The organism is Streptomyces sp. NPDC001700, from assembly GCF_053596435.1.
The window spans coordinates 1-15174 of sequence record NZ_JBSFGE010000055.1 but is presented as its reverse complement, the minus strand read 5'-3'; the positions used below and the strand labels follow the sequence as shown (position 1 = coordinate 15174).

General features: G+C 70.1%; 2 protein-coding genes. Both read right to left on the bottom strand.

Annotated features, from left to right (window positions below; translation table 11 throughout):
• A partial coding sequence (locus tag ACWC5C_RS41600; RefSeq protein ID WP_450884489.1) for a type I polyketide synthase occupies positions 1–3740 on the bottom strand: 3740 nt, incomplete at its 3' end.
• 532 nt (positions 3741–4272) lie between these two features.
• The coding region (locus ACWC5C_RS41595; RefSeq protein WP_450884487.1) for a type I polyketide synthase at positions 4273–15174 on the bottom strand (10902 nt) is incomplete at its 5' end.

Here is a 15174-nt window from a genome sequence, read left to right as displayed (position 1 = left end):
ACCACCGCGGTGAGCGGTGACTCCACACACACCTCGGCGAGCAACGCCTCAACCGCCGCACGATCCGCCACATCACACGCCGCAACCGTCACCCGAACACCCAGCTCCGCCAGCTCCCCCGCCAGCACACCCGCACCCGGCGCACCCTCACCACGCCGCGACACAAGCAACACATGCTCCGCACCATTCCGAGCCGCCCAACGCGCCACATGCGCGCCCAACGCACCCGTACCACCCGTGATCAGCACCGTCCCCGACAACGACCACGAACCACCCGCCTCATCCACACCACCGGCAGCCCGTACCAAACGCCGCCCGAACACACCGGACCCCCGGACGGCCACTTCGCCTTCACCCCCCGCCAGAACGGCGGCGATCCGCGCACCCACGCCCGCGTCGAACACCTCTGGAACATCCACCAGACCACCCCAACGATCCGGATGCTCCAACCCCACGACCCGACCGAAACCCCACACCGGAGCCTGCGCGACACTACGCAGCGCCTCATCACCCACTGCCACCGCGCCGGAGGTCAACAGCCACAGCGGCACCCCGACACCGGCATCCCCCAAGCCCTGCACCACCGCCAGAGCACCCTCCAGCCCCAGCGCACACACCACACCATCAAGCTCACCGAAAGCCGACACATCATCGGCCACACTCGCCCGGTCCCACACTCCAGACGTCCACACCCGCACATCCACACCAGCATCCCGAAGCGCCTCACCAACGCGCTGCCCCAGCTCCCCCTCACCCACCACAAGCCAACGCCCCGACACCACAGCCGAACCCGGCCTCAGCCGCTCCCAGGACACGGCGTACCGCAACCCCTCAAGCACCATCCGCTCACGCCGCTCACGCCGCCACGACGACAACGCGGGCAACACCTCACCCAACGGCTCATTGCCGGAGAGCCGAAGCACCCCGGCAACCGACTCCACATCCTCGCTCTCGACCGCGGCCCAGAACTCCGCGTCCACCGGGTCCACGGCAACGGCCGCACCGGGTCGCGCGGCGTCCAGCCAGTACCGCTCACGCTGGAACGCATAGGTCGGCAACTCAACCCGCCGCGCACCTGCGAACAGCACGTTCCAGTCGGGGCTCACACCCGCGATATGCAGTCGGCCGAGGGCGGTGACGAGGGCTTCCGGCTCGGCGCGGTCCTTGCGCAGGGCCGCGATCAGCTGCGCGTCTCCGGTAAGGGACTCCTGCGCCATCCCGGTCAGCACACCATCCGGACCCAGCTCCAGGAACACCGATACACCCTGCTCCTCCAGCCAGCGCACCCCGTCACCGAAACGCACCGCCGCACGCACATGACGCACCCAGTACTCAGCCGACGCCACATCCGCCGACGCCTGGCCAGTCACATTCGACACCACCGGGATCGACGGCCGCTCGTAGGTCAGCGACTCCGCCACCTGGCGGAAGTCATCCAGCATCGCGTCCATATGCGGCGAGTGGAACGCATGACTCACCCGCAACCGCTTCGTCTTATGACCGAGTTCAACGAACACCGAGCCCAGCTCCACGACCGCCTCGGCGTCCCCCGCGATCACCACCGACGACGGACCGTTGACGGCGGCCAGAGACACCTGACTCTCCCGGCCCTCCAGATACGGGACCACCGTGGCCTCATCCGCACCCACCGCCAGCATCGCGCCACCCACCGGCAACGCCTGCATCAACCGCCCACGAGCCGCCACCAACGTCACCGCGTCATCCAGGGACAACACCCCGGCCACATGCGCCGCCGCCAACTCACCGATCGAATGCCCGGTCACATAATCCGGACGCACACCCCACGACTCCACCAGCCGATACAGAGCCACCTCAAAAGTGAACAGACCCGGCTGCGTGAACTCGGTCCGATCCAGCAGCTCCCCATCCTCGAACATCACCTCACGCAACGGCCGATCCAGCACCCGGTCAAACCCCGCACACACCGCATCCAGCGCCTCCGCGAACACCGGATACGCCTCGTACAGCTCCCGGCCCATACCCGCCCGCTGAGACCCCTGCCCCGAGAACAACACCGCGGTCAGCCCCGAGCCATCCCGGGCCACACCCCGCACCACACCCGCGGCCGGAGCACCTTCCGCAACCGCGTCCAGCCCACACAACAGTCCCTGACGACCAGCACCCACAACGACCGCGCGATGCTCCAAAGCCGCACGCGTCGCCGCCAACGAGAACGCCACATCGGTCGGCGAGAAATCATCAGTCAACGCCGACCGCAGCCGCTGCGCCTGCGCCTTCAGCGCGGCCTCCGACTTCGCCGACAACACCCAGGGAACGACCACACCACCAGTCGGCTCAGCAGCAGACGGGAGTCCGGGGGCGGTGTCCGTGGCGGGCGCCTGCTCCAGGATCACGTGGGCGTTGGTACCACTGACGCCGAATGAGGAAACGCCCGCTCGGCGCGGGCGGTCGGCCTCGGCCCACCGGACGTTCTCTGTCAGGAGTTTCACGGTGCCCGACGACCAGTCGACATGGGACGATGGGGTGTCGACGTGGAGGGTCTTGGGCAGCAGGCCGTGGCGCATGGCCATGACCATCTTGATGACGCCCGCCACACCGGCGGCGGCCTGCGTGTGTCCGATGTTCGACTTGATCGAACCGAGCCACAGCGGACGGTCGGTCCCGCGCTCCTGGCCGTAGGTGGCGAGCAGCGCCTCGGCCTCGATGGGGTCGCCGAGCGTCGTACCGGTGCCGTGCGCCTCCACCACGTCGACGTCGGAGGCGGAGAGGCGGGCGTTGGCGAGGGTCTGGCGGATGACGCGCTGCTGAGAGGGGCCGTTCGGCGCGGTCAGGCCGCTGCTGGCGCCGTCCTGGTTGATCGCGGAGCCGCGTACGACGGCGAGGACCTCATGACCGTTGCGGAGTGCGTCCGACAGTCGCTCGACGAGGAGCAGACCGACGCCCTCGCCCCAGCCTGTGCCATCGGCGCCGTCCGCGAACGCCTTGCAGCGGCCGTCCGGGGACAGGCCACGCTGCTTGCTGAACTCGACGAAGACGTTGGGCGTCGACATGATCGTGACGCCGCCCGCCAGGGCCATGGAGCACTCACGCCGACGCAGTGCCTGCGCCGCCAGGTGCAGCGCCACCAGGGACGACGAGCACGCCGTGTCCACCGTCACCGCCGGGCCTTCGAGACCGAAGGTGTAGGCGACGCGGCCGGAGATCACGGCCGCTGCGGTTCCCGTGCCGAGGTAGCCGTCGACGCCTTCGGGGGCTTCCTGGACGCCGTAGGCGTAGTCCTGCCCGTTGGTACCGGCGAAGACGCCGATGTCACGGCCGCGTACCGAGGCGGGGTCAATGCCCGCGCGCTCGAAGACCTCCCAGGTGGTTTCGAGCAGGAGCCGCTGCTGGGCGTCCATCGCGAGGGCCTCGCGCGGCGAGATGCCGAAGAAGGCCGGGTCGAACCGGTCGGCGCCGCCGACGAAACCGCCTTCGCGGACGTAGGAGGTGCCGGCGCGGTCAGGGTCGGGGTCGTACAGCCCGGCCAGGTCCCAGCCGCGGTCGTCCGGGAACGGCGTCATGGCATCGGTGCCCGCGGTGAGCATCCGCCACAGGCTCTCCGGTGAGTCGACGTCGCCGGGGAACCGGCAGCTCATGCCGACGATGGCGATCGGCTCTTCCTGTTCCTCCCGGACGTCCTGGAGCTGCTGACGTGCGTCGTGGAGGTCAGTGACGACCCGCTTGAGATAATCCCGGAGCTTCTGCTCGTTCGTCGTCATTCGGCGCCACCTTCGAGAAAGAGAGCACAGGTATCCGGCGGGGTTCCGGGCCGCTGGTCGGAGCCCGGGATAAGGCTGCGATCCGGTCGGCGGAAATTCCGGCCGCATGGCGCAGTAATCCTTTGTGAAGGGGAGTACCGCCATGCCATGAGGACAGCTGAATTCAACGAATTACGCCTCGCCGTCCGACGCAACGTTGCACCGTCGCACATCACTTGCCTTCATTTCCTGCGCCCCCCGGGCCACGTTGTCGGACGGCCGCATATGCGGCCCGACCACGGGCAATCGTGTGCCGTGGACTCAGTCGTAGCCCACGGCACACGATCAGGCGCTTCACGTGGTCGCGCTCAAAGCCTAAGCGCAGGCCCTAATCGGGGAGCCTATGGAGGCCCCGCTTACCCCAACAACCCCTAGCGCCCCGTAGCGATGACCCCTATGCCGCATACCTTGTGGGACCACTTCATGTCCGGCCGCCGGGGCTGGCTGTGCAATTCCCGGCGGCTCTTCATTTTCTGCATTCCCGCCATTCCCGTCAGGACGAGCCAATGCCCTTGTCGATGATGTCGAACAGGTCGTCGTCGCTGACGTCGGCGAGCTGGTCGGCGAGCGCGGGACGGCCCGTGGCGCCACCACTGCCGCCGTCGAACTTGGCCAGGAGTTCCTGAAGCCGGGAGGTGACGGCGCCGCGTTCCTGTTCGCTGAGATCACCCGCGGCCAGCGTGGCCTCGATCCGGTCGAGGTCGCCGTGAACGATGACGGGCGCCGACCGCACGTCGCGCGGCGTGAGCCGCTCGACGAGAAAGTCGGCGAGCTGATCCGCCGACGGGTAGTCGAACAAGACCGTGACGGGCAGCTGCACTCCCGTCACCGTGCCGAGGCGGTTGCGCACCTCCACCGCGGTCAGCGAGTTGACACCCAGTTCCAGGAAGCCACGCTGCGGGACGACGTCGTTCCTGTCGGCGAAGCCGAGTGCGGCCGCGACAGTGCCGCGCACCAAGTCGAGCAGTATGCGACGCCGTTCGCCCGGGTCGGCCGTGGCGAGCCGGTCATGCAGGCGGGCTTCGGCCGCCGGTTCCGTACCCGCGCCCGCGGCTGCACGGCGTACCGGGGTGCGGACGAGCCCGCGCAGCAGTTCGGACACCTCCTCATCCGGGCCGAGGGTACGCAGTCCCGCCAGGTCGAGCCGGGCCGGTACGAGTACCGCGTCCCCGGTCCCGGTCGCGGTCGCGGAGTCGAACAGGGCGAGTCCCTGTGCGGCGGTGACCGACAGCATGCCCGCGCGGCGCAGCCTGCGGCGCTCGTCGGCGGTGAGATCGCCCAGGGCCGCCATTCCCGCCGACAGGTCCCACAAGCCCCAGGCCAGAGACTGCGCGGGCAGCCCCTGGGCCCTGCGGTATTGGGCGAACGCGTCGACGAAGGTGTTCGCCGCGCTGTAGTTGCCCTGCCCGGCGCTGCCGAGCACGGACCCGGCCGCGGAGAACGTGACAAACGCGGTGAGGTCCGCGTCCCTGGTCAGTCCGTCCAGGTTGACCAGGCCGTCGACCTTCGGGCGCAGTACCTCGTCCACGCGCTCGGGCGTGAGCGAGGACAGGACACCGTCGGCGAGGACTCCCGCAGTGTGCACGACCGCGGTCAGCGGGTGCTCGGCGGGAATGCCGGCGAGGACGTCGGCGAGCGCCGTGCGGTCGGCCAGGTCGCAGGCGGCGATGGTGACCCGGGCGCCGAGCCCGGTCAGTTCGTCCCGCAGCGCGGCGGCGCCCTCGGCGTCGGGGCCGCTCCTGCTGACCAGCAGCAGGTGGCGTACGCCGTGTCCGGTCACGAGGTGCCGGGCCGTCAGGGCGCCGAGGCCACCGGTACCACCGGTGACGAGGACGGTGCCGTCAGGCCGCAGCCGCAACCGCTCGTCGGCAGCAGGCAGTTCGGCCCGGGCCAGACGCGGCACCACGAGGCGGCCGGCACGGAGCGCCGACTGCGCTTCGCCGGAGTGCACCGCGTCGGACAACGCCCGCAGCGACGCTGCGGTGTCGTCGACGTCCACGACGACGAACCGTCCGGGCTGCTCCGCCTGTGCGGACCGCACCAGGCCCCAGACCACGGCGCCGGCGGGGTCGCGTACCGGGTCGTCCGGTCCAGTACCGACGGCACCGTGCGTGACCAGCACCAGTGTGCTGTCCACCCACCTTTCGTCGGTCGACCACGCCTGAAGAGCGGCCAGGGCGCGGTGAGCGGTGTGGTGCGCGTCCGCGACGGTGTCCCCGGAGGCCGGGGACGCGGCATCGAAGAGGACGATGTTCGGCACCGCGCGCGAGGGGGGTGCGGTGTCCCCCGGCTCGTCTCCTGCGTCCAGGACGTACCGCTCGTCTTGTACGTCGGCTTCGGCGCCGACGGCACGCAACGCGTCGGCGATGCCGTGCGGATCGGCGCCGAGCACACACCAGCGGCCGGTCGGCGCCGCGAGCGGCGCGGTCACGGCGGCCCAGTCGATCCGGAACAGCGAGTCGTGGTGGACCGGTCGGCCAACCAGGTCGGCGGCGGCTACCGGTCGAAACACCAGCGACCCGACGGAGGCGACCGCGTTGCCAGCCGGGTCGGTCACCTCGACCGCCAAGGCGTCACCGTCGGCGCGGGTGAGCCGGGCGCGAAGCGAGGTGGCCCCGACGGCCCGCACGGACACTCCGGTCCACGCGAACGGCATCCGCACGTGCCCGTCGCCCGTGTCCTCCTCTCCGAACCCGTCGGCCGCGTCGCGGTGGGTACCGGCGTGAACGGCCCGGAGCACGCCTTCGAGAAGCGCCGGGTGCAGGGCGTAGCGCTCCGCGTCCACGGCGTGGTCCTCATCGAGCGCGGCCTCCGCGTAGAGGTCGTCGCCGTGCCGCCAGACAGCCGTGCTCAGCGGATAGGCGGGCAGGTCACCGAGCAGTTCGGCCACCCGCTCCCGCGCCACCGGCTCGGCTCCGTCCGGCAGCCAGATGACCGGCTGGGCCTGCGGTGCCACCTCACGGGTGAGCGATCCGGACGCGTGCCGTGTCCACTCCCCGCCGTCGGGCCGCGCGTGCACGGTGAGCGGCCGATCACCGGACGCGTCCGGTGCGCCCACGACAACCTGCAACTGCGTCGGAGTGTCGGCGACGAGTACGAGCGGTGCTTCGACCATCAGCTCACCGACCTGGTCACAGCCGACATGCGCGGCGGCGTACAGGGCGAGTTCGAGCAGCAGCGTCGCCGGTACGACTACGGTGTCGGCCGCGGCGTCACCCGCAAGCCACGGCTGCTCGGCGAGTGAGAGACGCCCGCTGAACAGCTGCCCGTCTTCTTCCGCCAGGGGCACGGCCGTTGTGAGCAGCGGATGCTCGATTGTCTCGAAACCGAGCCCGGCCCGCGCGTCCTGCCTCGACGCTCCTCGCGGCCAGTAGCGCTGGTGCTGGAAGGCGTACGTGGGAAGGTCCACCCGGCGGGCGCCGGTGCCGGTGAAGTACGCCGACCAGTCCGGGGTCACGCCCGCCACGTGCAGTCGGCCCAGGGCGGTGACGAGGGCTTCCGGTTCGGGGCGGTCCTTGCGCAGGGCCGCGATCGCCTCGCCCTCGCCGGTGAGGGACTCCTGCGCCATGCCCGACAGCACACCGTCCGGCCCCAGCTCCAGGAACACCGAGACACCCTGCTCCTCCAGCCAGCGCACCCCGTCACCAAAACGCACCGCCGCACGCACATGCCGCACCCAGTACTCGGCGGAGGCGACATCCGCCGACGCCTGACCGGTCACGTTCGACACGACCGGGATCGACGGCTGCTCATAGGTGAGCGACTCGGCGACTTGGCGGAAGTCGTCCAGCATCGCGTCCATGTGCGGCGAGTGGAACGCATGACTCACCCGCAACTGCTTCGTCTTGTGCCCGAGTTCAGCGAACACCGAGCCCAGCTCCGCGACCGCCTCGGCGTCCCCAGCGATCACCACCGACGACGGACCGTTGACGGCGGCCAGAGACACCTGACTCTCACGGTCCTCCAGATACGGGGCCACCGTGGCCTCATCCGCGCCCACCGCCAGCATCGCGCCACCGACCGGCAACGCCTGCATCAGACGGCCACGAGCCGCCACCAACGTCACCGCGTCGTCCAGGGACAACACTCCGGCCACATGCGCCGCCGCCAGCTCACCGATGGAATGCCCGGTCACGTAATCCGGACGCACACCCCACGACTCCACCAGCCGATACAGAGCCACCTCAAGAGCGAACAGACCCGGCTGCGTGAAGCCCGTCTGACCCAGCAGTTCCCCATCCTCGAACAGCACTTCACGCAACGGACGGTCCAGCACCTGGTCGAACCCCGCACACACGGCGTCCAGCGCCTCGGCGAACACAGGGAAGGCTTCGTACAACTCGCGGCCCATCCCGGCCCGTTGAGACCCCTGCCCCGAGAACAACACCGCGATCGTATGCTCGCTCCCGGACTCGCCCTCGTACACTCCGGTGCCCGGGGCACCGGCCGCGAGTTCCGCGAGGCGGCGGGCGAAGCCTGGGTGGTCGTCGGCGACGACGACGGCGCGGTGGTCGAGGGCCGCCCGGGTCGTGGCGAGCGAGTAGGCCACGTCAGCCGGTGCCAGGTCCGGGTGGGCCAGAATGTGGGAGCTCAGTTGCTGTGCCTGGTGGCGGAGCGAGGTCTCGGTCCTGCCGGACAACACCCAAGGCACCGCGCCGGGGGTCCGCCGCGCCGGGGCGGGCTTCTTCGAGGGAGGCTCCTCGGGAGCCTGCTCGACGATGACGTGTGCGTTGGTGCCGCTGATGCCAAACGACGACACACCCGCACGCCTCGGACGGTGCACGTCCGGCCACTGGCGGGGCTCGTTCAGCAGCTCGACCGCCCCCGCCGACCAGTCGACGTGCGACGACGGCGCGTCCACGTGCAGGGTCCTGGGCAGGACACCGTGGCGAATCGCCATGAGCATCTTGATGATGCCCGCGACGCCCGCGGCAGCCTGTGTGTGTCCGATGTTCGACTTGATCGAACCGAGCCACAGCGGCTGGTCCGCGTCGCGGTCCTGGCCGTAGGTGGCGAGCAGGGCCTGCGCCTCGATCGGATCACCCAGCGCTGTACCTGTGCCGTGGGCCTCCACTGCGTCCACATCCGCCCCGGACAGTCGGGCGTTGGCCAGGGCCTGCCGGATGACACGCTGCTGCGAGGGACCATTCGGCGCGGTCAGACCGTTGGACACGCCGTCCTGGTTGACCGCTGTTCCACGGACGACCGCGAGGACTTGGTGTCCGTTGCGGCGGGCGTCCGAAAGGCGCTCCACCAGGAGCAGGCCGACGCCCTCGCCCCAGCCGGTGCCGTCGGCGGCCTCCGCGAACGCCTTGCAGCGGCCGTCGGAGGCAAGCCCGCGCTGGCGGCTGAACTCCACGAAGGCACCCGGTGTCGACATCACCGACACGCCACCCGCCAGCGCCATGGAGCACTCGCCGTTGCGCAGGGCCTGCGCGGCCAGGTGCAGGGCCACCAGGGACGACGAGCAGGCCGTGTCCACGGTGACCGCAGGGCCTTCCAGGCCGAAGGTGTACGAGATGCGCCCGGAGAGCACGCTCGCGGAGTTGCCGGTGAGTAGATAGCCCTCGCTGTCCTCTGCGGCGTCTCCGATGTGGTCCCTGTAGTCCGTGCCGTTGGACCCTGCGAACACGCCGACGTCATGGCCGCGCAGCGAGGTCGGGTCGATGCCACCCCGCTCGAAGGCCTCCCACGCCGCCTCCAGCAGCAGGCGCTGCTGCGGGTCCATCGCCCTGGCCTCCCGGGGGCTGATACCGAAGAGCACTGGGTCGAACTGGGTGGCTTCGTGCAGGAAGGCGCCCTCGGATATGTAGCTCTTACCGGGCTGGTCAGGGTCGGAGTCGAACAGGTCGTCGAGGCGCCAGCCCCGGTCCGTCGGGAACGGGCCCATCGCGTCGGTGCCTTCGGTCACCAAGCGCCACAGATCCTCCGCCGAACGGACGTCGCCGGGGAAGCGGCAGGCCACACCGACGATCGCGATCGGCTCGTCGCTGCTGGTGCCGGTGGCCGCCCGTACGGGCTGTGCGGGCCCGGACGTCAGCAGTTCGCCGAGCAGGTAGTCGGTGAGCGCGGCGGGCGTGGGGTGGTCGAACACCAGCGTCGTGGGCAGGCGCAGACCGGTGGCGGCGCCGAGCCGGTTGCGGACCTCCAGCACGGTGAGCGAGTCGAAGCCGAGATCGCGGAAGGCGCGGTCACGGCCGATGGTGTCGGCAGAGGAACGGCCCAGGACAGCAGCCGCGGCGCCACGGACGAGGTCGAGAACCTCCCGCTTGCGCTCGGCCTCGGACAGTTCCGCCAGGCGCTGGCCGAGCGGCGTCGCACCGACCGCGGTGTCCATGGTCTGTACGGCCGTGCCCGTCTCGGCGGGCAGCTCCGCGAGTACCTCGTTGAACAGCGGGAGCCTGCCGTCGTTTCCATCGGCGAACCGCTGCCAGTCCACGTCGCACACGCCCAGGAACGTCTCGGCCTGGTCGACGCCGCGCGCGAAGGCCGCCATGGCCCGCTCCGGCGCCATCGGCCGGATGCCGCTGCTGCTGAGCTGTGTACGGCGGGCGTCGTTCTGCAGTGCGAGGCCACTGCCGTCCCAGGCTCCCCACGCGAGGGAGGTGGCGGGCAGGCCTACAGCCCGGCGCCGCTCGGCGAGCGCGTCGAGGAACGCGTTGGCGGCCGCGTAGTTGGACTGGCCCGCACTGCCGATGGTGCCCGCGAACGACGAGTAGAGCACGAACGCCGTGAGGTCGAGGTCCCGGGTCAGCTCATCCAGGTTCACCGCGGCGTCGACTTTGGGCCGCAGGACGCCAGCGAAGCGTTCCGGATCGAGGGCAGTGACGACGCCGTCGTCGACGACCCCCGCCGTGTGGACGACAGCGGTCAGCGGGTACTCCTCGGGCACGCTCGCCAGCAGGTCCCGCAGGGCGTCACGGTCCGCGGCGTCGCAGGCGGCGACCGTCACGACGACGCCCTTCGCGGTCAGCTCGGCGCACAGTTCATCCGCGCCGTCGGCGGAGGCTCCCTGACGGCTGATCAGGAGGAGATGTTCGGCTCCATGGTCGGCCAGCCAGTGGGCGGCGTGGCCGCCGAGCGCGCCGGTTCCGCCAGTGACGAGCACGGTGCCTCGACTCTGCCAGCCCGCCGCGACGGGCGCCCCGTGCGACTCGGCACGCCGCAGTCGGCGGCCGAGGACGCCCGAACCGCGCACCGCGGTCTGGTCCTCGCGCACCGCACCGCCGAGCACCGCGACAAGCCTGTCGTACGCCCGCTCATCCAACGTGCCGGGCAGGTCAACGAGCCCGCCCCAGCGCTCCGGGTGCTCCAGACCGACGGACCGGCCGAATCCCCACAGCAGCGCTTGCGCCGGGGCGGCCGGAGGCTCGGAGCGCCCGGTCGAGACCGCGCCGCGTGTGACGATGTGCAGCGGCGCCTCGATCTCCGCGTCACCCAGGGCCTGGACGAGGGCCGCGGTGGCGAGCAGCCGCGCCACGCCGTGCGCGTCGGGGTCGTCGCGGTCGGCTGCGGGGGTCGCCGCATCGAGGCCAAGCAGCGAGACCACGTGGTCGAATCCGGCTCCCAGGTCGCGCAGTTCGCCAGCCAGCGCGGCGCGGTCGACGCCCTCGACGGCCACCTCGAACACGCTCACCTCGGCACCATGGTTCTCCAGGGCCGTACGGACGCCTGCGGCCGCCTCGGTGTCGATGTCGGTGTCGGTGTCGCTCGCGGGCACCACGAGGAGCCAGGTCGTCGCGGTCAGCGAGGGAGCGGGCGTGTCTGCGAGCCGCTGCCAGCCGATCCGGTACCGCCAGGCGTCCACGACGGCCTGGTCACGGCGCTGTCGCCGCCACGACGACAGCACGGGCAGCAACTCGCCCAGGGACCGGTCGGTGTTTTCGCCGACCACCCCGAGCGTGCCCGCCACGGCGTCGATATCACCGCGCTCGACGGCCTCCCAGAACCGCGCCTCCACCGGATCGGTCGTTACGGCAGCGCCACCGGACTGCAGCCAGAACTTCTGGTGCTGGAAGGCGTATGTGGGCAGGTCCACGAGCTTTGCGCCGGGGAACACGGTCGACCAGTCCACGGCGAGGCCGCGGACCTGCGCCTCGGCAAGGGACAGCAGGAAGCGGTCGAGGCCGCCTTCGTCCCGACGCAGCGTGCCGACAACGGCGGCATCCACACCGGCGTCCTCCAGCGACTGCTGCACACCGATAGTCAGCACCGGGTGCGCGGACGCTTCGATGAAGAAGCGATACCCCTGCTCGGCCAGCGCCTTCGTGGCCGCCTCGAAACGCACCGTCTGACGCAGATTCGTGAACCAGTACTCCGCGTCCAAGACTGTCGTGTCCAGCCAGTCGGCCGTCACCGTCGAGAAGAACGGCACCTCAGCCGCACGCGGCTCAAGCCCCGCCAGAACCTCGCCAAGCTCAGCGTGAATCGTCTCCACCTGCGCCGAGTGCGAGGCGTAGTCCACCGGAATACGACGCGCCCGCACCTCATCCGCCTCACAGGCTGCCAGGAGGGCATCCAGCTCAGCAACATCACCGGAAACGACTACGGACGATGGCCCGTTGACCGCCGCCACCGACAGCCCATCCGTCAACCGCTCACGAACCTGCTCCACCGCCAGGGCCACCGACACCATGCCGCCCAGCCCCGACAGCGCCAGAATCGCCCTCGACCGCAGCGCCACCACCTTGGCCGCGTCCTCGATCGACAACGCCCCCGCCACACACGCCGCCGCGATCTCACCCTGCGAATGCCCCACCACAGCAGCAGGCTCGACACCATACGAACGCCACAGCTCTGCCAGGGACACCATCACGGCCCACAGCACCGGCTGCACGACATCGACGCGCTCCAACGCCTCCGCGTCACCCAGCACATCGAACAACGACCAGTCCACATACGACGACAGCGCGGTGGCGCACTCCCGCATCCGCTCCGCGAACACCGGTGAGGACTCCAGGAGTTCAGCCGCCATCCCCACCCACTGCGACCCCTGCCCCGGAAATACGAACGCCACCTTGCCGCCCGCACCCAGACTCGTACCACTCACCGCATTTACGGCGGCACCATCCGTGGCGATCGCCTGCAAGCCCTCCCGCAACGAGTTCAGATCACCGCCCACCACAGCAGCCCGGTACGCCAGAGCCGCACGCGAAGTCGCCAACGACAGACCGACGTCAACCGCCGCGACACCCTCCGCATCCGCGATGTGCGTCAGCAGCCGCTCGGCCTGCGCCCGCAGCGCCTCCTCCGACTTCGCCGACAACACCCACGGCACAACAACCGCCGAACCCGGCAGATCATCCCGCTCCTCCCGACCCACCTCGGGTTCGGATTCCGGAGCCTCCTCCAAAATGACGTGCGCGTTGGTGCCACTGATGCCGAACGACGACACACCCGCACGCCGGGGACCATCCTCCCGGGACCACTCCCGGTTGTCGGCCAGCAGCTCAACCGCCCCCACCGACCAGTCCACATGCGACGACGGCGCATCAATGTGCAACGACTTCGGCAGCACCCTCTCCCGCAGCGCCATCACCATCTTGATGATGCCCGCCACACCGGCCGCGGCCTGCGTGTGCCCGATATTCGACTTGATCGAGCCGAGCCACAGCGGCTGGTCCGCCTCGCGGTCCCGGCCGTAGGTGGCAAGCAGCGCCTGCGCCTCGATCGGATCACCCAGCGTCGTCCCCGTGCCATGCGCCTCCACGATGTCAACATCCGCTGAACTCACACCGGCGTTGGCCAGGGCCTGGCGGATGACGCGCTGCTGCGAGGGGCCGTTGGGGGCGGTCAGGCCGTTCGAGGCACCGTCCTGGTTGAGGGCCGAGCCCTGAACCACGGCCAGCACCTGGTGCCCGTTTCGGCGGGCGTCGGAGAGCCGCTCGACGAGCAGCACGCCGACGCCCTCGCCCCAGCCCATGCCGTCGGCGGCATCGGCGAACGGCTTGGACCGCCCGTCACGCGCCATACCCCGCTGACGGGCGAACTCGGTGAACGCCGTCGGCGTGTACATCACTGACACGCCGCCGACGAGCGCCATGGAGCACTCGCCACCGCGCAGCGCCTGCGCGGCCCAGTGCAGGGCGACCAAGGACGACGAACAGGCGGCGTCGACGGAAACGGCGGGGCCTTCGAGGCCGAGGGTGTAGGAGACGCGGCCGGAGATCACACTCGTGGCCTCGCCGGTGACCACGTATCCCTCAAGCTCCTCGGGAACACGGGCGGTCATGCCATAGCCTGCGGAGTAGGCGCCCGCGTAGACGCCGATGTCCTGGCCGCGCACCGAGGTCGGGTCGATACCGGCCCGCTCCAGCGCCTCCCAGGAGGCCTCGAGGAACATCCGCTGCTGCGGGTCCATGGAGAGGGCCTCGCGGGGCGAGATACCGAAGAAGTCGGCGTCGAACCCGGCCACGTCGTGCACGAACGCGCCTTCGGTCGTGTACGAGGTGCCGGGGCGCTCGGGGTCGTGGTCGAAGAGGTTGTCGAGGTCCCAGCCGCGGTCCGTCGGGAAGCCTCCCACGGCGTCGCCGCCGCTGGTGACGAGACGCCACAGGTTCTCCGGCGAGTCGGCACCTCCCGGGAATCGGCAGCTCATCGACACGATCACGATCGGGTCGTCGTCGAGCCCGGTCCGGGCGGAGGTAACAGTCCCAGGTAGGGGCTTCAGATCCCCGACCAGCTCCGTCCTGAGGTGGTCGGCGAGTGTGGCGGGGGTCGGGTAGTCGAAGACGAGTGTGGCCGGAAGCTTCAACCCCGTCGCGGAGGTCAGCAGGTTACGCAGCTCGACCGCCGTCAGCGAGTCGAACCCCAACTCCTTGAACGCCAGCTCCGCACCAACCGCCTCCGGCCCCGAATGCCCCAGAACCGACGCCGCATGCGAACGCACCAAGTCGAGCAGCAACTCCTGCCGACCACGCTCGTCCACAGCCGCCAGACGCCCCGCGAGCGCCGAACCACCCGGCACCTCACCCCGAGACTCCACCGTGCGACGAACCATGCCACGAACCAAACCACGCAGCAGCGCCGGAACCGCCTCACCCTGACCATGCAGCGCGGAGAACTCCATCGGATGCGGAACAAGCAGCGGCTCATCCAGCGTCACCGACGTGTCGAACAGCCGCATCCCCTCCTCCGTGTCCAACAGCCGCAGACCCGTGCGATACAACCGCTGGATCTGCGTGTCACCCAGGTGCTCGGTCATGCTGCTGCGCTGTGACCAAAGACCCCAGGCAAGCGCCTGACCAGCCAGCCCCCGGACACGACGACGCTGCACCAACGCTTCAAGAAATGCGTTCGCGGCCGCATAGTTGCCCTGCCCGGAACTACCGAACACAGAAGCCGCCGACGAGAACACCACGAACATCGCCAGATCCGCGCCACGGGTCAACTCATC